This is a genomic window from Aeromicrobium sp. CFBP 8757 (assembly GCF_014841755.1).
Taxonomy (GTDB): Bacteria; Actinomycetota; Actinomycetes; order Propionibacteriales; family Nocardioidaceae; genus Aeromicrobium.
Genome location: NZ_JACYUM010000001.1, coordinates 1,240,513 through 1,262,252 on the forward strand (window position 1 = coordinate 1,240,513; position 21,740 = coordinate 1,262,252).

23 protein-coding genes and 1 tRNA gene are annotated in these 21,740 nt (G+C 70.3%); 10 read left to right on the forward strand and 14 right to left on the reverse strand.

The window, feature by feature from the left end:
- Nucleotides 1-11 precede the first annotated feature (11 nt).
- Nucleotides 12-875 carry a potassium channel family protein gene (locus IFT73_RS06135; RefSeq protein WP_192166809.1) on the forward strand — a complete coding sequence of 288 codons (864 nt, stop codon included), beginning with the start codon at nt 12-14 and terminating at the stop codon, nt 873-875.
- A gap of 221 nt (nt 876-1,096) precedes the next feature.
- Here IFT73_RS06135 and IFT73_RS06140 read toward each other — a convergent pair whose 3' ends face one another.
- The 4 genes from IFT73_RS06140 to IFT73_RS06155 all read right to left on the reverse strand — a co-directional run bounded on the left by IFT73_RS06140 (nt 1,097) and on the right by IFT73_RS06155 (nt 4,676).
- Nucleotides 1,097-1,444: a hypothetical protein gene (locus IFT73_RS06140; RefSeq protein WP_192166810.1), complete on the reverse strand. Its 348-nt coding sequence runs from the start codon at nt 1,442-1,444 to the stop codon at nt 1,097-1,099.
- Between the two features lie 53 nt (nt 1,445-1,497).
- Complete coding sequence (locus IFT73_RS06145) at nt 1,498-2,070, reverse strand: hypothetical protein (RefSeq protein ID WP_192166811.1); 573 nt, start codon at nt 2,068-2,070, stop codon at nt 1,498-1,500.
- 82 nt (nt 2,071-2,152) lie between these two features.
- A complete protein-coding gene (locus IFT73_RS06150; protein ID WP_192166812.1) occupies nt 2,153-4,066 on the reverse strand; it encodes a KUP/HAK/KT family potassium transporter in 1,914 nt (637 codons plus the stop codon).
- Nucleotides 4,067-4,151: 85 nt separating this feature from the next.
- Nucleotides 4,152-4,676: a hypothetical protein gene (locus IFT73_RS06155; protein ID WP_192166813.1), complete on the reverse strand. Its 525-nt coding sequence runs from the start codon at nt 4,674-4,676 to the stop codon at nt 4,152-4,154.
- A 325-nt stretch (nt 4,677-5,001) separates the two neighbouring features.
- On the opposite strand from IFT73_RS06155, the gene kdpF reads away from it, so the two are divergent.
- Genes kdpF through IFT73_RS06190 form a run of 7 tightly spaced genes read left to right on the forward strand, consistent with a single transcriptional unit; the run spans nt 5,002 to nt 13,548 of the window.
- A complete protein-coding gene (kdpF, locus tag IFT73_RS06160; RefSeq protein ID WP_082556178.1) occupies nt 5,002-5,091 on the forward strand; it encodes a K(+)-transporting ATPase subunit F in 90 nt (29 codons plus the stop codon).
- Nucleotides 5,091-6,749, forward strand: coding sequence for a potassium-transporting ATPase subunit KdpA (kdpA, locus tag IFT73_RS06165; protein WP_056608830.1), 1,659 nt, complete (start codon nt 5,091-5,093; stop codon nt 6,747-6,749). The genes kdpF and kdpA overlap by 1 nt, the downstream gene beginning before the upstream one ends.
- The gene (gene kdpB, locus IFT73_RS06170; protein ID WP_056608831.1) at nt 6,746-8,755 is read left to right on the forward strand and encodes a potassium-transporting ATPase subunit KdpB; all 2,010 of its coding nucleotides are present in this window, start codon (nt 6,746-6,748) and stop codon (nt 8,753-8,755) included. The genes kdpA and kdpB overlap by 4 nt, the downstream gene beginning before the upstream one ends.
- A gap of 5 nt (nt 8,756-8,760) precedes the next feature.
- Complete coding sequence (gene kdpC, locus IFT73_RS06175; protein ID WP_192166814.1) at nt 8,761-9,363, forward strand: potassium-transporting ATPase subunit KdpC; 603 nt, start codon at nt 8,761-8,763, stop codon at nt 9,361-9,363.
- A gap of 2 nt (nt 9,364-9,365) precedes the next feature.
- Nucleotides 9,366-11,861 carry an ATP-binding protein gene (locus IFT73_RS06180; RefSeq protein ID WP_371811167.1) on the forward strand — a complete coding sequence of 832 codons (2,496 nt, stop codon included), beginning with the start codon at nt 9,366-9,368 and terminating at the stop codon, nt 11,859-11,861.
- Nucleotides 11,858-12,535 carry a response regulator transcription factor gene (locus IFT73_RS06185; RefSeq protein ID WP_192166815.1) on the forward strand — a complete coding sequence of 226 codons (678 nt, stop codon included), beginning with the start codon at nt 11,858-11,860 and terminating at the stop codon, nt 12,533-12,535. The genes IFT73_RS06180 and IFT73_RS06185 overlap by 4 nt, the downstream gene beginning before the upstream one ends.
- Nucleotides 12,532-13,548 (forward strand): magnesium and cobalt transport protein CorA, encoded by a 1,017-nt coding sequence (locus tag IFT73_RS06190; protein WP_192166816.1) that lies wholly within the window; start codon nt 12,532-12,534, stop codon nt 13,546-13,548. The genes IFT73_RS06185 and IFT73_RS06190 overlap by 4 nt, the downstream gene beginning before the upstream one ends.
- A 3-nt stretch (nt 13,549-13,551) precedes the next feature.
- Here IFT73_RS06190 and IFT73_RS06195 read toward each other — a convergent pair whose 3' ends face one another.
- The 7 genes from IFT73_RS06195 to IFT73_RS06225 form a co-directional block, all read right to left on the reverse strand.
- A complete protein-coding gene (locus IFT73_RS06195) occupies nt 13,552-13,824 on the reverse strand; it encodes an SAV_915 family protein (protein WP_056608837.1) in 273 nt (90 codons plus the stop codon).
- 186 nt (nt 13,825-14,010) lie between these two features.
- On the reverse strand, nt 14,011-15,492 hold the full coding sequence (locus tag IFT73_RS06200) for a PepSY domain-containing protein (protein ID WP_192166817.1): 1,482 nt from the start codon (nt 15,490-15,492) through the stop codon (nt 14,011-14,013).
- Between the two features lie 16 nt (nt 15,493-15,508).
- The gene (locus IFT73_RS06205; RefSeq protein ID WP_371811168.1) at nt 15,509-16,546 is read right to left on the reverse strand and encodes a Dyp-type peroxidase; all 1,038 of its coding nucleotides are present in this window, start codon (nt 16,544-16,546) and stop codon (nt 15,509-15,511) included.
- A gap of 169 nt (nt 16,547-16,715) precedes the next feature.
- On the reverse strand, nt 16,716-17,270 hold the full coding sequence (locus IFT73_RS06210; RefSeq protein WP_192166819.1) for a copper chaperone PCu(A)C: 555 nt from the start codon (nt 17,268-17,270) through the stop codon (nt 16,716-16,718).
- Nucleotides 17,267-17,770 carry a copper resistance protein CopC gene (locus tag IFT73_RS06215; protein WP_192166820.1) on the reverse strand — a complete coding sequence of 168 codons (504 nt, stop codon included), beginning with the start codon at nt 17,768-17,770 and terminating at the stop codon, nt 17,267-17,269. Before IFT73_RS06215 ends, IFT73_RS06210 begins: the two co-directional genes overlap by 4 nt.
- A 95-nt stretch (nt 17,771-17,865) precedes the next feature.
- Nucleotides 17,866-18,420, reverse strand: coding sequence for a hypothetical protein (locus IFT73_RS06220; protein WP_192166821.1), 555 nt, complete (start codon nt 18,418-18,420; stop codon nt 17,866-17,868).
- A gap of 97 nt (nt 18,421-18,517) precedes the next feature.
- Nucleotides 18,518-19,126, reverse strand: a complete 609-nt coding sequence (locus IFT73_RS06225; RefSeq protein ID WP_192166822.1) for a hypothetical protein — start codon at nt 19,124-19,126, stop codon at nt 18,518-18,520.
- 102 nt (nt 19,127-19,228) lie between these two features.
- On the opposite strand from IFT73_RS06225, the gene IFT73_RS06230 reads away from it, so the two are divergent.
- Together IFT73_RS06230 and IFT73_RS06235 are read left to right on the forward strand one after the other, a co-directional pair.
- Nucleotides 19,229-19,444: a hypothetical protein gene (locus IFT73_RS06230; protein WP_192166823.1), complete on the forward strand. Its 216-nt coding sequence runs from the start codon at nt 19,229-19,231 to the stop codon at nt 19,442-19,444.
- A gap of 100 nt (nt 19,445-19,544) precedes the next feature.
- Nucleotides 19,545-19,727 (forward strand): hypothetical protein, encoded by a 183-nt coding sequence (locus IFT73_RS06235; RefSeq protein ID WP_192166824.1) that lies wholly within the window; start codon nt 19,545-19,547, stop codon nt 19,725-19,727.
- Nucleotides 19,728-19,830: 103 nt separating this feature from the next.
- Here the strand turns inward: IFT73_RS06235 and IFT73_RS06240 are convergent.
- The 3 genes from IFT73_RS06240 to IFT73_RS06250 all read right to left on the reverse strand — a co-directional run bounded on the left by IFT73_RS06240 (nt 19,831) and on the right by IFT73_RS06250 (nt 21,695).
- A tRNA-Leu gene (locus IFT73_RS06240) sits at nt 19,831-19,915 on the reverse strand.
- 93 nt (nt 19,916-20,008) lie between these two features.
- On the reverse strand, nt 20,009-20,263 hold the full coding sequence (locus IFT73_RS06245) for a DivIVA domain-containing protein (protein ID WP_056608891.1): 255 nt from the start codon (nt 20,261-20,263) through the stop codon (nt 20,009-20,011).
- A gap of 151 nt (nt 20,264-20,414) precedes the next feature.
- Entirely contained in the window at nt 20,415-21,695 is a 1,281-nt protein-coding gene (locus IFT73_RS06250; RefSeq protein WP_235501855.1) for a DUF445 domain-containing protein, read from the reverse strand.
- Nucleotides 21,696-21,740: the final 45 nt, after the last annotated feature.

Genomic DNA, 21,740 nt, shown 5'->3' on the forward strand with positions numbered 1-21,740 from the left:
CGGGATGGATCGTGACCGTCGCCGGCGTGACGGTCGTCCTCTTCGTGCTGACGGACATGTTCCACACGCTCGCCAATCCCGGGGCCCTGGGACGTCTCAGCCGGACGATGCTGCGCCTGACGTGGACGCTGTCGTCCAGGAACCGCCTCTCCGGTCCCCTCGCGATGCTGGTGGTCGTCATGATCTGGGGCGTCCTGGCCGTGCTCGGGTGGGCCGCCGTCTACTGGCCCCACATGGACGACGGGTTCAGCCACGCCACCGAGCACGGCAGCGGCCCCGGCGCCCTCGACGCGGTCTACGTCTCCCTCGTGACCATCTCGACGCTGGGCCTCGGGGACGTCTTCCCGACCTCGGCCTGGCTGCGCCTGGTCAATCCCCTCGAGGCCCTGTTCGGGTTCGCGCTCCTGACCGTCGCGGTGTCGTGGGTGCTCCAGGTGTTCCCGACGCTGGCACGCCGCCGCGAGCTCGCGCTGCGGCTCGTCCACCTTCAGGAGGCCGGGACGGTCGACCTGCTCGGCTCGCTCGACCGCACGGTCGTCCACTCGCTCCTGACCGACCTGGCGGCGTCGGTCACCCGTGTGCGGGTCGACCTGCACGACTACCCCGAGACGTACTACTTCCGCGAGCCCGAGGACGTGGGCAGCCTCGCGGAGGCGATCCCCGTGGCGTCACGCCTCGTCGAGGCCGCACGGACCTCGCCGGTCGTCGAGGTCCGCCACGGCGGTGCCGTGCTCGGGGCCGCGTTGGACGACCTCGCGGAGGTGCTCCAGCGCAGCTTCCTGCGACCGTGCGCGACGACGGACGAAGCCCTGAGGGCGTTCCTCGCCGACCACTCCGCGGGCGGCGCGGCCGGGAGGAGGCCTGCACCGTCGTGACGGTGACGTCGGTCCCGCGACGTGCAGACGTCCGACCCTGATGCGCCCGGCCGCCGCACGAGAACCTTGACCGAGAGATGAACGGGGCGGACCGGTCGACAGGACATCGGCCACGGGTCACCGTGGTTCGGGCGGCCGGGGACGCGCACACCGCCACCGCCCGCCATCTCCGTCGATCGCCCCGCGTCCGCCGTCACGGCCGACGCGGGGCGGTCGGTCGTCTAGGAACCGGAGGGGTCCAGCGCCAGGTCGATAGCCCTGACCTGCGCGAAGTAGCGGAAGTTGACCTTCATGGTCAGTGAGCCGACGGCGACGTCGTGGAAGATCCCGCCGGGCTCGCCGAGCCGCTGGTCGCGGGGCGACTCCTCGACCAGGTCCTTGATGACGGTCTGCGAGAAGGTGCCGGACCGGAACACCAGGAAGCGCCGGTCGGTGGCGACGACGATGCGGTAGCCGCCCTGGCCGATGCGGTTCGTGATGGACGGTTGGCCGGCGAACGCCCCCTGGACGATCTCTCCGGGCTCCACCAGCGACTGCGCGCGGTGGACGATCTTCTCTGCCATCCCCATGCCCGAGACCCTAGTCGACCTCTCCGGTCGCCCCACGCCCTGCGGAGGCCTGGTCACGCGACGCGCGTGGCGTGGCGTGAGGTCTCGACGAGCGTCACCACCAACCCGAGGCAGGCGTCCGACGTGGACCCGCGCGATGGTCTCGACTCGGCCAGGTCGGCCAGCGCATCGAGCAGGTCGTGGCCCGCCGCGACGTACTCACGGTCGATCCTCGGACGTGGCATCGACCCCGCGAAGACGTGGAGCCGCTGCGCGCCGATGCGTCGCGCGACGTCGACCGCCGCTCGTTCCCGCGCGTCGAGGCCGGCGACCTCGGGGGCGGCGATGATCGACTGCGACAGCTGGCTCAGCTGTCGGTTCATGCGCACCAGGTCCGACACGACGTCGAGCGGGGTGGCGCGCCGTGGTGCGTCGCGACGGTGCGGCGACTCCGCCCACTGGAGCTGCTGGTGCGCGCAGCGCAGCACCGACCGCCGCGACGGGGCACCCCGCATCACGAGTCGCGCCTCGCGGACGTCGTGGTCGATCGCCGCGGTCAACGCGTGCTCCCACGCGTCGGCGGTGCGCCGCAGGGCGTCGCGCGTCGTGTCGAGGTGGTGGTCGGGGTCGGTCCGCACGATGGTCACCCCGTGATGCTCGCCCCGGTTGGCCGGCTGCACCAGTGCCTTCACGAGACCTTGGCACGATCTTGACGCGGTCCTCACGCGCTCACACCTCGACGTGCGAACCCAGCAGCACGACGCGGTCGCGCGGCAGGTGGAAGGCGTCCGCGGCGTCGGCGGTGACGTGCGAGGTCGCGATGAACAGCCTCTTGCGCCACGGCGCCATCGTGGGCTCCGGACCGGTGTGCAGCTCGATGCGCGACAGGAAGTACGTGGCACCGTCGAGGTCGAGCTGGCCCTCGGTCTGCTCGGACGTCAGCAGGGCCAGGGCGGCCGGGACGTCGGCGGTCTCGGCGTAGCCGAAGCGGACGACGACCTGCGTGATGCCGTCCTCCGGGCGGCCCAGGGCGTCGATCGTGACCCGGTCGTCGTCCGCGACCCGGGGAACCGTCTCGACCTCGACGGTCACGATCACGACGTGCTCGTGCCGGACGTGGTTGCGCTCGACGTTCGCACGGAGCGCGAGCGGCGTGGTCGTCCCGCGGTTGAGGAAGATCGCGGTGCCCGGCACGACGGCGGGGGCGTCCTCCCCGGCGTCCAGGTCGTCGACGAAGGACTGCAGCGGCCCCTCCATGTCCTCGCGCGTCGTGGTCACGACCTGCCGACCGCGCTGCCAGGTGATCATGATCGTGAAGAAGGTGACGGCGATCGCCAGGGGCAGCCACGCGCCGTGCACGAGCTTGGTCAGGTTGGCGCCGATGAACAGCAGGTCGAGCGCGAGCAGCGGCACCGCCGCGAGGGCCAGCAGCCAGACGGGCTTGGCCCACCGCCGGTGGGCGACGTAGAAGAACAGGATCGTCGTGATCGTGATCGTGCCCGTCACGGCCATGCCGAAGGCGAAGGCCAGTGCCGCGGACGTGCGGAACGCGAACACCAGCGTCAGCACCGACACCAGCAGCAGCCAGTTCACCCACGGGACGTAGATCTGGCCACGTGCCGAGCTCGACGTGTGCAGGATGCGCAGGCGCGGCAGGTAGCCGAGCTGGGCCGCCTGCGACGCGACCGAGAACGCTCCCGTGATGACGGCCTGCGAGGCGATGACGGTCGCGGCGCACGCCAGCACGATCAGCGGGATCCGCGCCCACTCGGGTGCCAGGAGGAAGAACGGCGCGCTGATGTTGTCGCTGTCCTCGAGGATCAGCGCACCCTGGCCGAGATAGCTCAGGGCGCAGGCCGGGAAGACCAGGAAGATCCAGCCGACCGAGATGGGCCTGCGACCGAAGTGGCCCATGTCGGCGTAGAGCGCCTCGGCACCGGTGACGGCCAGGACGATGGCGGCCATCGCGAAGAACGCGTACTCGAAGTTGCCGGCCAGGAACTCGATCGCGTAGGTGGGCGACACGGCCTTCAGGATCGCGGCGTCCTTCGTGACGCCCAACGCGCCGCACGCGCCGATCGTCACGAACCACGTGATCATGACGGGTCCGAAGAACCGGCCGACGGCGGCCGTCCCCCGCTTCTGCACCGAGAACAGGGTCACGATGATGACCGCCGTGACGGGGACGATCCACGGCTCGAAGCCCGGCTCGATCGTCTTGAACCCCTCGACCGCGGACAGCACCGAGATCGCCGGGGTGATCATGCTGTCGCCGAGGAAGAGCGCGGCGCCGAACAGGCCGAGGCCGGCGAGCGCCACGGTCGCCCCGGCCCTGCGGTGGCCGGCCCAGCGGCGCAGCAGCGAGATGAGCGCCATGATGCCGCCCTCGCCGTCGTGGTCGATGCGCATCGCGAGCAGCACGTAGGTGATCGTGACGATCGCGGTGACCGACCACAGGATCAGGGAGACCACCCCGAGCACGTTGCCGTCGCTGACCGGTACCGGGTGCGGGTCGTCGGGGTTGAAGACGGTCTGGATCGTGTAGATCGGGCTGGTGCCGATGTCGCCGAAGACGACGCCGAGGGCACCGACGACGACGGCGAGGCGCAGGACGTCCTTCTTCTGCGGGCGTGGTGAGGTCACCTGCCCAACCTAGGTGTCCGTGGCTCGTCAGGCCGGCATCTTGACGCCCTCTTGACGCCTCAGTGGCGCACGCCTCGCACGTCCGTCACGGCAGGTCGGGCACGACCGTCGGGCGCGGGGACGGTGCGGCAGGGCTCGACGCGGTTCGGTGGCGACACACGACGACGTGGGGCAGCGGCAGGAGCGCCGCCTCGAGGGCCTCGGCACCCGAGGTCGGCCGGCGGGACGATCGCGACGACGCCGGACGTTCGGTCAGCACGACCAGGGTCTGGTGCGCCGTGTGGCGGCGGCCGACGTAGTCGGCGACCGAGTCCGCGACCTCGTCACCGTCGGTCCGGACGGGGTCGAGCAGCACCAAGGGCACGCCGGGCTCCCACTCCTCCCACGACCGCGTGAACGCGCGGGCCGACTCCGGCGTCCGGCAGACGTGGACCGCCACGACGCGTCTCGGCGCCATCGACAGGGCCGTGCCGAGCGCCTCACGGGCCCGCTCGTCGACCGCGTCCACGGGGACGACTCCGGCCATCGACTGCCGGGACGGAAGAGCCGGACCGCGGGGCGTGGCGTCACCGTCCTCGGATCCCGTCACGAGGCCGAGCAACGACCTCATGGTGCGAGCACCTCGACGGCGAGAGCACCGCAGCGCCCGCCCGGGCGGCTCGTGGCAGGCAGCGTGTGCACCACGGCCGCCCGGGACGGCGGGGAGCCTTCCGAGCGATGGGGCGTCGAGGACGTCGAGTTGGAGGACATGACCTCACGGTAGGCACGGCGTCCGCCGACCAGAAGGGGCTTGACGCGATCTTGACGAGACCTTGGCGCGGTCCGACGAGAACGTCGACGACCACGGGCGGCCTGCCGTCAAGAACGCGTCAAGACCTGCCAAGAACCTGTCAAGACCGGTCGATCGGGCGAGAACGACGGGTTCACTGACGCTCATGAGTATTGAAAGCGGTTTGCTGATCGCCCTCGTCGCCGCGCTCGTGGCGTACCTGCTGGCGGCCCTGATCTTCCCGGAGCGTTTCTAGTGTCCGACACCTTGAGCGGCCTCCTCACGATCGTCACGCTCGTGGGCGTCCTCGCCCTCGTGTACGTGCCCCTCGGTGACTACATGGCCCGGGTCTTCACGACCCCCCGTCATTCTCGCGTCGAGAAGGGCATCTACCGGCTCGGCGGCGTCAACGCCGACGCCGAGCAGAGCCCCCGCGCCTACATCCTGAGCGTCCTCGGGTTCTCCGTCGTCAGCCTCGTCGTGCTGTACGGGATCCTGGTCGGTCAGTCGCACCTGCCGTTCGACCGCGACCTGCCCGGGATGCCCGGGTGGATGGCGTTCAACACGTCGATCTCGTTCGTCGCCAACACCAACTGGCAGTCGTACGGCGGCGAGTCCACGCTGGGCTTCGCCGCGCAGATGGCGGGCCTGGCGGTGCAGAACTTCCTGTCCGCCGCGGTGGGCATCGCCGTCGCCGTCGCGCTGATCCGCGGCTTCGTCCGGGTGCGCAGCGGCGAGCTCGGCAACTTCTGGGTCGACCTGACCCGCAGCACGATCCGCATCCTGCTGCCCATCGCGTTCGTCGGGGCCGTGGTCCTGCTGCTCAACGGCGTCGTCCAGAACTTCGCCGACAGCACGATCACGACGCTGGCGGGCCACAGCCAGGTCGTCACCGGTGGTCCGGTGGCGAGCCAGGAGGCCATCAAGGAGCTCGGCACCAACGGTGGTGGCTTCTTCAACGCCAACTCCGCGCACCCGTTCGAGAACCCCAACGGCTTCACGAACCTGCTGCAGATCTTCTTGATCCTGCTGATCCCGGTGGCGCTCACCCGCACCCTGGGCACGATGCTCGGCAACCGCCGCCAGGGTCTGGTGATCCTCGGCGCGATGGGCCTGATCTTCTCCGTCATGACCGCCGTCGCGACCTGGGCCGAGGTGGGCGGCCACTCGCAGTCCGCCGCCGCGGCGGGCGCCGCGATGGAGGGCAAGGAGACGCGCTTCGGCGAATGGGCCTCGTCGCTGTTCGCGGTCGCGACGACCGGCACCTCGACCGGTGCCGTCAACGCCTCGCACGACTCGCTGACCCCGACCGGCGGCGGCGTCACCCTCGTCAACATGATGCTCGGCGAGATCGCTCCCGGCGGTGTCGGAGCCGGCATCTACGGCATCTTGGTCATGGCCGTCCTGGCCGTCTTCGTGGCCGGCCTGATGGTGGGCCGCACCCCCGAGCTGCTGGGCAAGAAGATCGCCGCCAAGGAGATGACGTTCGTCGCGCTCTACACGCTGGCGACCCCCACGCTCGTCCTGGTCGGCGTCGGCACCGCCATCGCGCTGAACAGCACGCCCGGTGCCATGGGCAACCCGGGTGGGCACGGCTTCACCGAGGTCGTCTACGCCTACACCTCCGGCGCCAACAACAACGGCAGCGCGTTCGGCGGCATCACCGTGACGTCGACCTTCTTCCAGATCACGATCGGCCTGGCGATGCTGCTCGGTCGCTTCATCCCGATCGTGCTCGTCCTGCTGCTCGCGGGCTCCCTGGCCAAGCAGGCCAAGGTCCCCGAGACGGCCGGCACCCTCCCCACCAACACACCCCTCTTCGGGGGCCTGCTCGTCGGCGTCATCCTGCTCATCACGGGCCTGACGTTCTTCCCGGCACTCGCCCTCGGTCCCATCGCGGAGGCCCTGTCATGACGCTCCAACTCCTCTTCACGCAGATGCTGGCCCAGCTGCCGGCAGCGCTGCGCAAGCTCGACCCGCGCCACCTGTGGCGCAGCCCGGTGATGTTCATCGTCTGGCTCGGGTCCGTCGCGACGACCGTCGCGGTCTTCACCGACCCCAGCGTCTTCACGATCGCCCTGGCCGTCTGGCTGTGGCTCACGGTCGTCTTCGGCAACCTCGCCGAGGCCGTCGCCGAGGGTCGCGGCAAGGCGCAGGCCGCGTCGCTGCGGGCGGCCCGCACCGACACCGTCGCCCGCGTCCTGGCCGCGGACGGCAGCGTGACGACCGTGCCCGGCACGCAGCTCGCGATCGGCGACCTGGTGCTCGTGGCCGCGGGCGAGGTGATCCCGGGCGACGGCGACGTCGTCGTGGGCGTCGCGTCGGTCGACGAGTCCGCGATCACCGGCGAGTCAGCGCCCGTCATCCGCGAGGCCGGCGGCGACCGCAGCGCCGTCACCGGCGGCACGAAGGTGCTCTCGGACGAGATCACCGTCAAGATCACGTCGGCTCCCGGCGAGACGTTCCTCGACAAGATGATCGCGCTGGTCGAGGGCACGTCGCGGCGCAAGACGCCCAACGAGATCGCCCTGTCGATCCTGCTGGTCAGCCTGACCCTGGTGTTCGTGCTCGCCGTGGCGACCCTGTCGCCGATGGCCGACTACGCCGGGGCGCCGCAGGACCTCACGGTCCTGATCGCCCTGCTGGTCTGCCTGATCCCGACCACGATCGGCGCGCTGCTCAGCGCGATCGGCATCGCCGGCATGGACCGGCTCGTCCGGGTCAACGTGCTCGCGATGTCCGGACGTGCGGTCGAGGCGGCCGGCGACGTCAGCACCCTGCTGCTCGACAAGACCGGCACCATCACGTACGGCAACCGGCAGGCGTCGCGGTTCGTGCCCGTCGGCGACGTCACCCAGGACGAGCTCCGCGACGTGGTCCGGCTCTCGAGCCTGGCCGACCAGACCCCCGAGGGCCGTTCGATCGTGGCGCTCGCCCTCGCGGAGGGCGCGGACGACCGGGACCTGCCCGGTGGCGCCCAGTTCGTCGAGTTCACCGCCCAGACCCGCATGTCGGGCGTCGACCTCGCCGACGGCACCCAGATCCGCAAGGGCGCGGGATCGGCGATCCACGGGTGGGTCGGCGGCACGATGCCGACCGAGCTGACCGACACGATCGAGTCGATCTCGAACGACGGCGGCACCCCGCTGGTCGTCGCGTCGAAGACCGGCGGCACCGGCACGGTGCTGGGCGTCATCCACCTCAAGGACGTCGTCAAGGAGGGCATGGTCGAGCGGTTCGCGCAGCTGCGTGCCATGGGCATCCGCACCGTCATGGTGACGGGCGACAACGCCCTGACGGCCAGGTCGATCGCCGCCGAGGCCGGCGTCGACGACTTCCTCGCCGAGGCCACGCCGGAGGACAAGATGGACCTGATCCGCAAGGAGCAGGCCGGCGGACGTCTCGTCGCCATGACGGGCGACGGCACCAACGACGCGCCCGCCCTCGCCGCGGCGGACGTCGGCGTCGCGATGAACACCGGCACGTCGGCGGCCAAGGAGGCCGGCAACATGGTCGACCTCGACTCCGACCCGACCAAGCTCATCGACATCGTCGAGATCGGCAAGCAGCTGCTCATCACGCGTGGGGCGCTGACGACGTTCTCGATCGCCAACGACGTCGCGAAGTACTTCGCGATCATCCCGGCGATGTTCCTGGTCGCCTACCCGTCGCTCGACACGCTCAACGTCATGGGCCTGGCCACGCCGCAGTCGGCGATCCTCTCGGCGGTCATCTTCAACGCCCTGGTCATCGTCGCGCTGATCCCGCTGGCGCTGCGCGGCGTCAAGTTCCGTCCCGCCTCGGCATCGGACGTGCTGCGCCGCAACATCCTCGTGTTCGGTCTCGGTGGCGTCGTCGCACCGTTCATCGGCATCAAGCTCATCGACCTCATCGTCTCCACCATCCCAGGAATCGGGTAAGCAGCATGAATCTCTTCGGCATGACCAAGGACCTCGGTCGGCAGTCACTCGCAGGCCTCCGCATGCTCCTCGTCCTCACCGTCATCCTCGGCATCGCCTACCCGGTCGCCGTGTGGGGCGTCGGCAGGGCCGTACCGGGCCAGGCCGACGGTCAGCTCGTGAAGGTCGACGGCACGGTCGTCGGATCCGGCCTGATCGGCCAGGACTTCGAGGGCGACGAGTGGTTCCACTCCCGCCCGTCGGCCAACGACTACGACACGCTGGCGTCGGCACCGACCAACCTGGGGCCGTCGAACCCGGACCTCCTCGCCGCCATCGAGGAGCGTCGCGCCGCCGTCGCCGAGGCCGAGTCGGTCGACCCGGCCGACGTCCCGCCGGACGCCCTCACCGCGTCGGGGTCGGGCCTCGACCCGCAGATCTCGGTGGACTACGCGCGGATCCAGGTGGCCCGCGTCGCCGACGCGAACGGCCTGCCCGAGGCGGACGTCAGGGCCCTGGTCTCACGGTTCACGGAGGGCCGCTCGCTGGGCTTCCTCGGTGAGCCCGGCGTCAACGTCCTGCGGCTGAACGTGGCGGTCCGGGCGGCGGCCGCGCAGGCGGCGGGCTGACGGTGGGCTCCCGAGGCAAGCTCCGGGTCTACCTCGGCGCCGCGCCGGGAGTCGGCAAGACGTACGCGATGCTCGACGAGGCCCAGCGACGCGTCGCCCGTGGCACCGACGTCGTCGTGGCCGTCGTCGAGACGCACGGTCGCGAGCACACCACGAGAGCGCTCTCGGGTCTCGAGGTGGTGCCCCGGCGGTCGATGGACTACCGCGGCACCACCTACCTCGAGATGGATCTCGACGCCGTCCTCCGCCGTCGACCGGAGGTCGTGCTGGTCGACGAGCTCGCCCACAGCAACATCGGCGGCTCGTCGCACGAGAAGAGGTGGGAGGACGTCGAGTCGCTCCTCGCCGCCGGGATCCACGTCATCACGACCGTCAACATCCAGCACCTGGAGTCGTTGAACGACGTCGTCGAGGCGATCACGGGCCAGCGTCAGCGCGAGACCGTGCCCGATCGCGTCGTCCGGCAGGCCGATGCGATCGAGCTGGTGGACATGAGTCCCCAGTCGCTCCGGCGACGGATGGCGCACGGCAACATCTACAGCCACGACAAGGTCGACGCCGCCCTGGCGCAGTACTTCCGCGAGGGCAACCTCGCGGCGCTGCGCGAGCTCGCGCTGCTGTGGCTCGCCGACCGCGTCGACGAGGGGCTCGACCAGTACCGCCACCAGCACGACATCGACTCCACGTGGGCGACCCGTGAGCGCATCGTCGTCGCCCTGACCGGCGGGCCCGAGTCGGCCGCCCTGCTCCGTCGCGCGGCGCGGATCGCCTCGCGGGGCGCCGGGGGCGAGTGGATGGCCCTGTACGTCGCGCGGCGGGACGGGCTCTCCGGCGTGACCCCCGACCAGCTCCTCAAGCTCCGCAGGACCACGGAGGACCTCGGCGGCACGCTGCACACCGTCGTCGGCGACGACACGGCCACCGCGATCCTCGACTTCGCCCGTGCCGAGAACGCCAGCCAGGTCATCATCGGCGCCAGCCGGCGAGGTCGGCTGTCGACGCTGCTGCGGCCGGGCGTCGGCGAGATGGTGATCGCGGCCTCGGGCGACATCGACGCCCACGTCGTGACCCACGACTACGCCCGCCGCAAGAACCCCACCGTGCGGGCCGCCAGCAACCTGAGCCGACGTCGCCTGGTCCTGGGCTACGCCTTCGGTGTGCTCGCTCCCCTGCTGGCCAGCGAGCTGCTCGTGCTGACCGACTCCCTGCACGGGCTGCCGACCGAGGCGATGGTGCTGATGGCCGTCGTCGTCGCCACGGCCCTGGTCGGCGGGATCATCCCGGCGATCATCTCCGCCGTCCTCAGCAGCATCCTGCTGAACCTGGTGTTCACGCCACCCCTGCGGTCCCTGACGATCGCCGACCCCGAGAACGCCTTCGCGATCGGTCTGTTCCTCGTCGTGGGCATCGCGGTCGCCTCGGTCGTCGACCGTGCGGCGCGGAGCACCGTCCTGGCACGGAAGGCCCGTGCGGAGTCCGACGCCCTCACGGTGCTGTCCCACAGCCTGCTGCACGCCGGCGACGACGTCGAGGCCCTGCTGGCCAGCGCCTGCGAGCTGTTCGGGGCCCGCGGTGCGGCGGTCTTCGCCGCCGTCGACGGACGCCACGAGGCCATCGCCGTCTCGGGACGTCCGCCGTCGTCGGTCGACGCGGCCGACGTGACGGTCTCGATCGACGAGGACACGACCCTCGCCCTGTGCGGCCGCAAGCTCGACGCGTCCGACCGGCGGCTGCTCAAGGCGTACGCCGCACATGCCGCCGTCCTGGCCGAGCGGACGCGCGCCCAGCGCGCCGAGGCCGATCGCGCCCAGCTCGCCGTCGGCAACAGGACCCGCACCGCACTGCTGGCGGCGGTGTCGCACGACCTGCGCTCACCCCTGGCGGCCGTCAAGGCAGCGGCCGGCAGCCTGCGCAACACCGACATCCGGTGGTCGCCCGCCGACGAGGCCGAGCTGCTCGAGACCATCGAGGAGTCCGCCGACCGCCTCAACGCCCTCGTGGGCAACCTGCTCGACATGAGCCGGATCCAGACCGGCGCCGTCACGCCGGCGCTCGTCGAGGTCGACCTCGCCGACGCCGTGCGGCAGGCGCTGGAGACGGTCCCCGACGGCGGCCGCATCACCGTGACCCTCGACGACTCCCTCGTCGCACTGGCGGACCCGGGCCTGCTCGAGCGGGTCGTCGCGAACGTCTGCGAGAACGCGGTCAAGTACTCGCCGTCGCCCGCGCCGATCACCGTGGACGGCTCCCCCACGCCCGGAGGTGTCGTCCTGCGCATCGCCGACAGCGGTCCGGGGATCGCCGAGGAGAGCCACGCCCGCCTGTTCGCACCGTTCCAGCGGCTCGGCGACGTCCCGGCCGGCGACGGCGTCGGGCTCGGGCTGGCGGTCGCCCAGGGCCTCGCGGAGGCCATGAGCGGCACCCTCACCGCCGAGGACACCCCCGGCGGGGGCCTCACCTTCGTCCTCGAGCTCACGACACCCCAGGAGCCCGCATGACCTTCGTCCTCACGGTCGACGACGACCCGGCCATCCTGCGGACCCTCGGCATCAACCTGCGGGCCCGCGGGTACGACGTCGAGATCGCCACCGACGGGCGGTCGGCGCTGCAGATCGTCCACGAGCGGATGCCCGACGTGATCCTGCTCGACCTCGGCCTGCCCGACGTCGACGGCATCGCCGTCCTGCGCCAGGTGCGTTCGTTCAGCCAGGTGCCCGTCATCGTCGTCTCGGCGCGGTCCGAGGCGGACGACACGGTCGAGGCCCTCGACCTCGGGGCGGACGACTACGTGTCCAAGCCGTTCAGCATGGAGGAGCTGCTGGCCCGGGTGCGCGCCGCGACGCGGCGAGGTGTCAGCGGCGCGACCGAGCCGGTCGTGCAGGTCGGCGGCCTGCTGATCGACACGGCCGACTCCAAGGCCACCCGTGACGGGGTGATCATCCACCTCACGCCCACCGAGTGGAAGATCGTCTCCGTGCTCGTGCGCAACCGCGGGCGTCTGGTGCGCCAGGCAGACCTGCTGCACGAGGTGTGGGGGCCGGGCTACGAGCAGGAAACGAACTACCTGCGCGTCCACCTGGCCAGCATCCGGCGCAAGCTGGAGGTTGACTCCGGCGGGCCACGCCTCTTCGTGACCGAGGCCGGTCTCGGCTACCGGTTCAACCCCGGATGAGCCTCGTCGACAACGCCATCTACGTCGACGGCCGTCGTGTCGCCGACCCCGAGACGCTCGACGACACCTTCGAGCTGCTGCGCGAGCAGGACGGCATGGCGTGGATCGGGCTCTACCGCCCCGACGTGGCCGAGATCTGCGCGGTCGCCGCCGAGTTCGGGCTGCACCCGTCGGCCGTCGACGACGCGATCGCCGCCCACCAGCGTCCCAAGCTCGAGCGGTACGGCAGCGCCCTGTTCGCGGTGCTGCGCCCGGCCCGGTACGTCGAGGCGAGCGAGAAGGTGGAGTTCGGAGAGCTCCACGTGTTCGTCGGTCCGGACTTCGTGGTCACCGTCCGCCACGCCGAGTCACCCGACCTGGCGCGGGTCCGTCGGCACCTGGAGCGGGAGCCCGACGTGCTCGCGGCGGGGCCCGAGTCGGTGCTCTACGCGATCATCGACCAGGTCGTCGACGAGTACGTGCCGGTCATCGCCGGGCTCGAGAACGACATCGACGAGATCGAGGACGAGCTGTTCCGTGGCGAGGCAACGGTCTCGCGGCGGATCTACGAGCTCGCCCGCGAGGTGATCGAGTTCCAGCGCGCGACCCACTCGCTGCTGCACCCGATCACGTCGTTGGAGGACGGCTTCGACCGGTACGGCGTGCCGCACGACCTGCAGCACCGGCTGAGGTTGGTGCGGGGTCACAGCGCCCGGATCGCGGAGCGTGCCGACTCCTTCCGCGCGATCGTGCAGAACGCGCTCACGCTGCGCAGCACCCTCATCAACCAGCAGCAGAACGACGAGATGCGGCACCTGGCGGAGACCAGCCTGGCCCAGAGCGAGGAGGTCAAGAAGATCTCGGGGTGGGCCGCGATCCTCTTCGCGCCGTCGATCGTGGGGACGATCCACGGGATGAACTTCGACGTCATGCCCGAGCTGCACTGGCGCTTCGGCTACCCGCTCGCGATCGTCGAGATGGCGCTGACGAGCGTGCTGCTCTACGTCGTCTTCAAGCGGCGGCGGTGGCTGTGACGCTCACGCGCAGATCGGCCGGTCGGGTGCCGTGCTGCACAGGTCGGCGACGAGCAGCTGCGGGTCGACCTGGACGGTCCTGATGCCCAGCGGCGACAGCAGGGCGTTCAGGGCAGCCTCGCTCAGCCGGATCCACTGCCGGTTCGGCTGGACCGCCTCGAGCGCCGCGATCGAGGTGTAGGCGATCCCGACGCGCGTCCCGTTGCGCAGGCGGGCCGTCATGGGGGTGAGGGTGCCGAACGGCGAGTGACGGACCGGGACGACCAGGGTGCTCATGCGGGTGGTGCTCCTTCGTGAGGCGACGTGCTGACCTTTCGACCGTAGGACCGTCCGGCGCCACGGGGAACGGGCTTGACGCGATCTGAACGAAGCCTTGACGCCGCCCGTGTGGCGACGCCAGTACGCGGCCGCCGACGGGCGATCACCGCCGTCGGCCGCGCCGCACTGGTCAGCCCACTGTCGTCACGGCGCGTCGGCTGAACGCTCGACCTTCAGCTCGTCCGACCGTGGGTGCTGTCGCCCCGGACCGGTCTCGGTAGAGGTCGCACGTCTACCGACGACCGTGTCCACGACCAGGAAGGCGACAAGGGTGACGCCCAGCAGTGGGACGAACCAACCGACGGCCGCGACGACCACGACGACACCGACGAGGACGCCAGGTGACAGCCGCCTCCACGTGCCGCGAGCCGGCGCACGTCCGACAAGACGGTCACCTCGGGTGGGTCTGCGTTGCCACCAGGAGCGGTAGCCCTGCACGACCACGAGGATCAGTCCGATGGCGATGGCGGCCAGGACGAGCTGGTTGGCCAGGCCGAACAAGATGCCCATGTGGGCATCGATGGTCCAGTCGGTCATCTTGGCCATGAACGGCTGATCGGCGAACGCGACCCGGTCAACGACCTGCCCGGTGCCGGGATCGACGGCGACCGAGTCCGACCGCGTGGGGGCGCTGCGCTTGTTCTCGCTGACCGACCACGCCGATGTGGCATCGGCTGGTGGAGTGACGACCAGCGGGTCGCGCAGGCCGGCGGCACGCGCTGAGGCAGTCACGCCGTCGATGCCGACGCCGTCGGTGACCACCGCATCGGCCGAACCAGCAGCTGCCCCGTGCCCGGCATGGCCGGCGTGCTCATCGGTTGCGCCGGAGCCGTCCAGCGACGTCGACAGGGATGTGCCGGTCCACGACAAGGACTGGCGGATCTCGCCGATGTTCGCGCCCGCGTGGCGCGACCACGTCAACCCGGTGGCTGACAAGAGGAGCGCGCCCAGGGCGACCCAGACGCCGATGGTCGCGTGCCACGACAGGGTGCGGCGTCGTCCCTTCGCGGACGTCTCGGGCAGCAGCAGGCGTCGTGCCCGCCTGTCCGATCGGCGCTTGGTGAACCAGAGCGCGAGCCCGCCGAGCACGACGACCCACAGCCAGCTGGCAGCGAGCTCGCTGTAGTTGCGTCCGAAGGCGCCCAGGTGGAGGTTGCGGTGCAGGTCGTCGATCCAGGCACGCACGCCGAGCCACTGCCCGAACGTCTTCTCCTGGCCGAGGACCTCGTTGGTGTAGGGGTCGACGAAGACGGCCTTGTTGTAGTCGGTCGGGACGGTGTCGTCGGTGAAGACGACTCGGGTGCTGCTGTCGGTCGACACCGGAGGCCGGACCTCGACGAGGTCACCGTCCGGGTGTGCCTGGCGGGCCACGGCGACCTGCTCCGACAGCGGCATCGCGGCCTGCCCCGGCTCGACCTTCAGCTGGTCGGCGTAGACGATGTTCTCCAGGTTCGGTGCCGCTGTGTAGATCAGGCCGGTGACGGCGGCGATGAGGATGAACGGTGCGATGAAGACACCGGCGTAGAAGTGCAGGCGCAGGACGAGCGGCTTGAGCTGCGCCCACACCCCGGGTCGTGTCGAGACCGGCGGGGTGGGTGGTGTGGGTGGTTGCGTGGTGGTGGTCATGGATGTCTTCCTGGAGTCAAATGGTGAAGAGGGTCTCGCCGAGCTGCCCGCCGGGACGGACTCCGGGCAGGATCGCGAACACGGCGGAGCCGATGGCGCTCGTCCACTCGTTGAGCAGGTCGAGCTCGGCCAGGCGTGACTGGATGGGGACGAACTGCCGTTCGACGTCGGCCTGGAAGGCGACGAAGACCAGCCCGGTGTTCGTGAGCCGGCCGGCCGGTGGCGGGTCGTCGTAGTTGTACGGACGGCGCAGGAACCGCTGCGTGCGATCGGCCGTCCGGGCGCGCCGCACGTGGGCGAAGGGGTCGATGACCTCCAGGCCGTCGTCACCGACCGCGTCCAGATCCGGGTCGTCCTCGAGTCGCCCACCGGTGAGAGGTCGACCGTCGTCGAGCCGGCGTCCGATGGCCCGTTCGCGTCCGGGACGGTCGAGCTCGTCCCACGTGTCCAAGTTCATCGCGATGCGCCGCACCACCATCGTGGTGCCGCCGACCAGCCAGGCCGGTTGCGAGCCGAACAGCTTCTGCGACTCGTCTCCGACCCACACCAGACGTTGGCGTTCGGCCGTGGACGGGTTGGCCGTCCCGTCGACCTGGCCCATCATGTTGCGCGGCAGGCGCTCTTCCTTGACCGGTCCCCGGAAGCCACGCTGGACCCAGCGGACCTTCACGAACGTGCGAGCCTCCTTGGTCAGCAGCCGCACGGCATGCGACACCGTCAGGTCGTCGTCCGAGCACACCTGCAGCAGGACGTCTCCCCCGGACCATGCGTCCTCGAGGCGGTCAGTCGTGAACGCCTGCAGCGGACCCAACCACGACGGGACCTCAGCACCGGCGGCCTTCACGGCCGCTGCGCCCAACCCGACCGTCACGGTGAGCCGGTCGGGGCGTTGCGCGAGCTCGGGTTCGGTATCGGCCAGACCTGGCCTCCCGGACGTCAGACGTTCGATGTCGTCGGTCCAGATCCGCAGCATCCGTCGCAGAGCGTCCGCGTCGACCCCGTCGAGCAGGTCGAATGAGACGAACGCCCCGTGTGTCTGGGGTGCTGTCGTCACACCGGCCTGGTGGCGGCCGTGGAACGCCACGGTGTCGCGCCCAGGCGCAGGTTCACTGCTGGTGTCTTCGCGTCCGACCGCTGTTGTGCCGACTGCTCCGACTGCGAGGCCGGCGACCCCGGCCGTGCCCGACGCGAGCAGTGCGCGTCGGGACAGGCCGCGGGGACGGTCAGCCACCGTGGTTGGACATGTCCATGCCGGACATGTCGTGGCCGGGCTGGTAGTTCTCCTCGGCGCCGGAGAACGAACGGGCCGGTGCGGTGAACGACATCGAGGACTTGTCGGCGAACGTGAGGGTCACCTTGACCTCGTCGCCGGCGCGGACGGGCTTGGTCAGGTCCATCAGCATGATGTGATCGCCGCCGGGGTCAAGCTCGTGGGTCTTGCCCGCCGGCAGGTTGAAGCCGCCCTTCTTGGGGCGCATGACCATCTGGCCGTTGTCGTCCGTGGCCATCTCGTGCAGCTCCGAGGTCTTGGTCACCGATGTCGCCGATGCCGAGACGACGGTCGCGTCCTTGTCGGATGCGTTGCGTAGGGTGCCGAACGCGGCAGTCATGCCGGTGTCGGCGGCCTTGACCCACGGGTCCTTGATCGAGACCGTCGAGGCCTGGGTCGCTTCGGCGCTCTCGGCGTCGCCGCCGCAGGCTGTTGTCAGGGCGAGCAAGGTTGCGACCCCGGTTGCTGCTGCGGTCCGTCGCCAGGTGCGGGTGGTGTGCTGGTTCATTCGTGTTCTTCCTTCGTGTCTTGGTGGGTGAGTCGCCACAGGAACAGGACGGCCAGCAGGACGACCGGGACGATGCCCAGGCCGATCGCTGTCGTGGTGCTCGTCGATGACTGAGGCGGTGCCTGAGCCGTGGTCCGCGCGGCTGCGGCTGGTTCCTGATCGCCGCCGATCCGGAACGGGATGACCCCGTTCACCGGGTGTCCGTCGCCGGACACGATGCGCCACACCAGCTGGTACGACCCGTCGGGCAGCTGCTCGGCGGGGGCGTCGGCGCGCATGGACGTGCCGTCGATCCGCGGTCGCAGGACTGCGACGGTCCTGTCCGCGCGGCGCACGATCAGTGCCGGTGCGATGTCGCTGAGCTGGTCGTTGAACTTCAGTTCGAGCTCAGCCGGCAACGTCGAGATGGTCGTGCCGGTGGACGGGTTGGAGCTGATCAGCGCACTGTGAGCCCACGCGCCGGCCGTCGGCAGGGCCGACAGCAGGGCGACGAGCAGCACGAATGACGCCGACCGACCCCGAAGGGTCGATGGCATGGGTGCCTCCAGGTCGAGTGAGACGCCCGCTCGGAGCGCCGGAACCGGAAGTGCTGCCGTCAGGCGACGTGCAGCACGGGGCTGCAGGGCGGTGCGCGCCCGCGGACCGTCGACACGAGCAGGTGCGCGACAGGTGACGGCACGGCGTCGGCGACGGGTGCGTCGGCACGCTGCGGGGTCGGCACGACCCGCAGGTCGAGGCACCGCAGCGTCAGGTGCTCGACGAGCCGGACGAGCGCGGTCTCCCCGCGGGTGACCATCAGCAGCAGCACTGCGGCTGCTGCGACGTGCGACGACACCATGGGTGCGCTGAGCATGGTGCCGCCGCTCATCGACCCCATCGAGTCCATCGGGTGCTGCACCATCGCGGTCAGGTGGGTGGCCGCCTGCGCCAGCAGGAACACCGCCAGCAGCGGCCGGGCCGTCCAGCGCTGCGAGCTCAGCGCCCAGCAGACGCCTGCGAAGACGGCGACCAGGGCGGCCATCGCCGCAGTGGTCGGCGCCTGTCCGCCGGCGTGGACGTGCGCCGCGACGCTCAACGTCATCGTGAGCAGAGCGACGAACCCAGCGCGGGCCAGCCTCGGCAGGCCGTGGCGCAGACGTCGATCGGACACGAAGGACACGCTATCCCAGCTCGCCCCCATCTACTACAAGCCGTCGTTGTTCGATGCCGACCGGACGCTCCGCGACCTGGTTCCCCAGGTCTCGTCCTCAGCCCCAGTCGAGGTCGGGCACCGGCCACGTGCCCCGCTCCCCCTGTCCGCCGCCGGCGACGAAGACCTCCGGATGGATCCCCGATCGGGTCAGCTCGTGGAAGAGGGCCTGATGGAACCGAGCGGCCCCGTCCCGACCCCAGACGAAGACGTCCGGCAGCTCGTACTCCGTCGTGGAGCGGCCGGTCGACGCCTCCTCGACGTAGACGTGCGGCAGCCCACTGCTCGACGTCCATCGAGGCCCCACGGCGTAGAAGCAGCGTCTGGTGTCGACCCACCCGTCGATCCTGATCAGGCGAGCCGCGCTCATGTCCTTCGTCGCGATGGTGCGCTCGCCGCGCCGGACGACGACCGCCGTCCCGTCCACGTAGTACCGAACGCGGCCGACGAACACGGTCACCCAGACGAGGAGGTACACGCTGGCACCGAGACCGCAGAAGGTTCCGATCAGCACCACGAAGACGAGGCCGCTGACGTCGTCCCTGACGCCCGGGTCGGTGATCGACAGAGCACCCACCCCGACGACGCTGACGACCGCCGCGACCAGCGGGAAGGCGATGAGCGCAGGCAGCGAGGCTCGCACCGAACCCCGCCCCACGAGAACCATGGATCGACCCTAGACGGCGCGATGGTGCGATGGTCCGCGCACGTGGTGGCACGAGCACCCGGCCCGCTGCCCGCGCGACCGAGCCTTGACTACTCTTCTCGGATGCTGCACTACTGGCTCCGGACGTACGTCCGAGTCATACCGTTCGCCGCCGTGGCCGGCGTCGTGGCCACTGTCTGCTTCTCGATCACCGGCGACTCCTCCCAGGCCCTGGATGCTGGGCTCGCCGCCGTCGGCTCCGCGATCGGATACGTGGTGGCGCGGCTCGGGCTCCGCGTCATCGAGAACAAGCAGGCGGAGGCCGCGCTGCACGACTGAGACCGGTGCCTGTCGGCCGATCGGCTCATCACGAGAGACCGCGCGGGCGTGCCATCCTCGACTCGTGTCGAAAGCGTCCGAACGACCTCGAAAGCCGCCTGTGTTCCACCTCGTCGCGACGCTGCTGACGACCTTCTCCGTCGGCGTGGTCGGCCTCGTCAGCCAGGACGGCGCGTGGGACGTGGCCATCGCCGTGCTCGCGCTGGCAGTCGGAGCGGGGTCTGTACTGATGTGGATCCGCGACACCCGTCGGTACCGCGCGGCACTGCAGCAGTTCTCGTGACCGTGCACCGCCACCTGGACGGGCTTGTGTCAACAGCCCGGCACACGTCCCGTGGACGCAGAACATCCCTCCTCTGATGAGAGGAGGGATGTTGTGCCGTGTGTGTCCGAGGGGGGACTTGAACCCCCACGCCCGTAACCGGGCACTAGCACCTCAAGCTAGCGCGTCTACCATTCCGCCACCCGGACATGCGCTCGATGTGAGCGCCGTGCAGCACTGAACTCTAGCAAAGGGGTTGCCGACCACCGAATCCCGGTCCCCTGTTCGAGCGAGACGCGGGCTCAGGTGCGCGGATGCCCCTGCGATGCCAGCAGGTGCAGCTCGTCGAGGTGGTCGTCGACCTGCTGCATGTCGTAGCCCGGACGCAACCGGACGGGCGTGAACACCGCGCTGCGGATGCGCTCGGCGAGAGCGTGGTCGGGCAGCCGCCCGGCGAGCGCGCGCTGGACCTCGGCGAGGAACACGTCGACCTCCTCGGCCTTGTAGCCCTCGCGCCAGCGGACCATCGAGAACAGGGGCGTCGGAACCGTCGTCATGGTTTCACCCTGCCATGCCGGGGTACCACGCCAGAAGTGCGGCATCCGTCCAGGATGTCCACAGTGTGATGCGCGTCACCCACAGTTCACCGGAAGTTACCCACAGGTTGTCCACACTTGTGGACCGACTCTCGAGTTGTGAATCAGAGTGTCAGATCACGGTCGAGATCGCGTGGATCACCAGCCCGGCCAGTCCGCCCACGACGGTGCCGTTGATGCGGATGAACTGCAGGTCGCGGCCGACGTGCAGCTCGATGCGGTCGGCGGTCTCCTTGCCGTCCCAGCGGTTCACGGTGGCCGAGATGATCGTCGCGACCTCGTGGCCGTAGTTGTTGACGGCGTACGCCGCGACGTTCGAGATCGTCGTGTCGACCCGCGAGCTGAGCTGCTCGTCGTCGATGAGCCGGTGCCCGAGGCGCTCGATCTCCTCCGTGGCGCGGGTGCGCAGCAGGCCCGTCTCGTCGCCCAGCGATCCGATCACGGCGCGACGCAGGGCGTCCCACAGCTGGATCGACGTCGTGCTGACGCGCGGCTGCGTCAGCATCCGGACCTTCAGCCGCTCGAAGCGCGCCATCGTGTCGGGGTCGTGCTGCAGGTCCTGCGCGAGCTCACGCAACCAGCTGTCGAGCGCCTGACGCGCGTTGTGGTCGGGCGTCCGGCCGATCTCGGCCACGAACTCGACGACCTGCTCGTGCACCCAGGTCGAGACGCGCTTGTCGAGCCACTGCGGCGTCCACGACGGAGCCCGGTTCTCGATCAGCGCCGCGACCTCGTCGTGGTTGTGGTCGAGCCAGCGCGCCAGCTCGTCCACGGCCAGGTCGACGAGACCGTGGTGCGCACCGTCGCGCAGGATCTCGTCGAGCAGCTGACCCACGACGGGGCTGAGCTCCTCCTCCTCGAGCCGCGGGATCAGCGCCTCCTGGATCACCGCGGCGACGTCGCTCTCGCGCACGTGCGACAGGGCGTCGGCGAGGATGCGCGAGCCCTCGCGGACGATGCGGTCGGCGTGCCGGCCCTCGATGACCCACTCGCCCGCCCTGCGGCTGACGCCCGCCGAGCCGATGCGCTCGCGGATGACCTCCTCCTTCAGGAAGTTGTCGGCGACGAACTCCTGCAGGCTCTCGCCCAACGACTCCTTGCGGTTCGGGATGATCGCGGTGTGCGGGATCGGCAGCCCCAGCGGGTGCCGGAACAACGCCGTCACGGCGAACCAGTCGGCGATCGCGCCGACCATCGCCGCCTCGCTGCCGGCGTTGACGTAGCCGAGCCAGCCCGTGTCGTGCTCGCGCGTCAGCACGTACACGACGGCGGCGAGCACCAGCAGCGAGAGGGCCAGCGCGCGCATGCGGCGCAGGCCCCTGAGACGGGCGGCGTCGCCGGCCGACATCTCCTCGGGGAGGGAGAGTCCGGGGGCGGTGTCTGTCGTGGTCACACGGCAACTATCCACGGTCGGACGGGTGCGCGCTGCGTAGACTCT

What these genes read in the sequence shown, in the direction of transcription:
- IFT73_RS06140 (WP_192166810.1), bottom strand. Translation starts at nt 1,444, where the DNA reads ATGGGGATGGCAGAGAAGATCGTCCACCGCGCGCAGTCGCTGGTGGAG.
- IFT73_RS06155 (WP_192166813.1), bottom strand. Translation starts at nt 4,676, where the DNA reads ATGAGGTCGTTGCTCGGCCTCGTGACGGGATCCGAGGACGGTGACGCC.
- kdpF (WP_082556178.1), top strand. Translation starts at nt 5,002, where the DNA reads ATGAGTATTGAAAGCGGTTTGCTGATCGCCCTCGTCGCCGCGCTCGTG.
- kdpB (WP_056608831.1), top strand. Translation starts at nt 6,746, where the DNA reads ATGACGCTCCAACTCCTCTTCACGCAGATGCTGGCCCAGCTGCCGGCA.
- kdpC (WP_192166814.1), top strand. Translation starts at nt 8,761, where the DNA reads ATGAATCTCTTCGGCATGACCAAGGACCTCGGTCGGCAGTCACTCGCA.
- IFT73_RS06185 (WP_192166815.1), top strand. Translation starts at nt 11,858, where the DNA reads ATGACCTTCGTCCTCACGGTCGACGACGACCCGGCCATCCTGCGGACC.
- IFT73_RS06190 (WP_192166816.1), top strand. Translation starts at nt 12,532, where the DNA reads ATGAGCCTCGTCGACAACGCCATCTACGTCGACGGCCGTCGTGTCGCC.
- IFT73_RS06195 (WP_056608837.1), bottom strand. Translation starts at nt 13,824, where the DNA reads ATGAGCACCCTGGTCGTCCCGGTCCGTCACTCGCCGTTCGGCACCCTC.
- IFT73_RS06200 (WP_192166817.1), bottom strand. Translation starts at nt 15,492, where the DNA reads ATGACCACCACCACGCAACCACCCACACCACCCACCCCGCCGGTCTCG.
- IFT73_RS06210 (WP_192166819.1), bottom strand. Translation starts at nt 17,270, where the DNA reads ATGAACCAGCACACCACCCGCACCTGGCGACGGACCGCAGCAGCAACC.
- IFT73_RS06225 (WP_192166822.1), bottom strand. Translation starts at nt 19,126, where the DNA reads ATGGTTCTCGTGGGGCGGGGTTCGGTGCGAGCCTCGCTGCCTGCGCTC.
- IFT73_RS06230 (WP_192166823.1), top strand. Translation starts at nt 19,229, where the DNA reads ATGCTGCACTACTGGCTCCGGACGTACGTCCGAGTCATACCGTTCGCC.
- IFT73_RS06245 (WP_056608891.1), bottom strand. Translation starts at nt 20,263, where the DNA reads ATGACGACGGTTCCGACGCCCCTGTTCTCGATGGTCCGCTGGCGCGAG.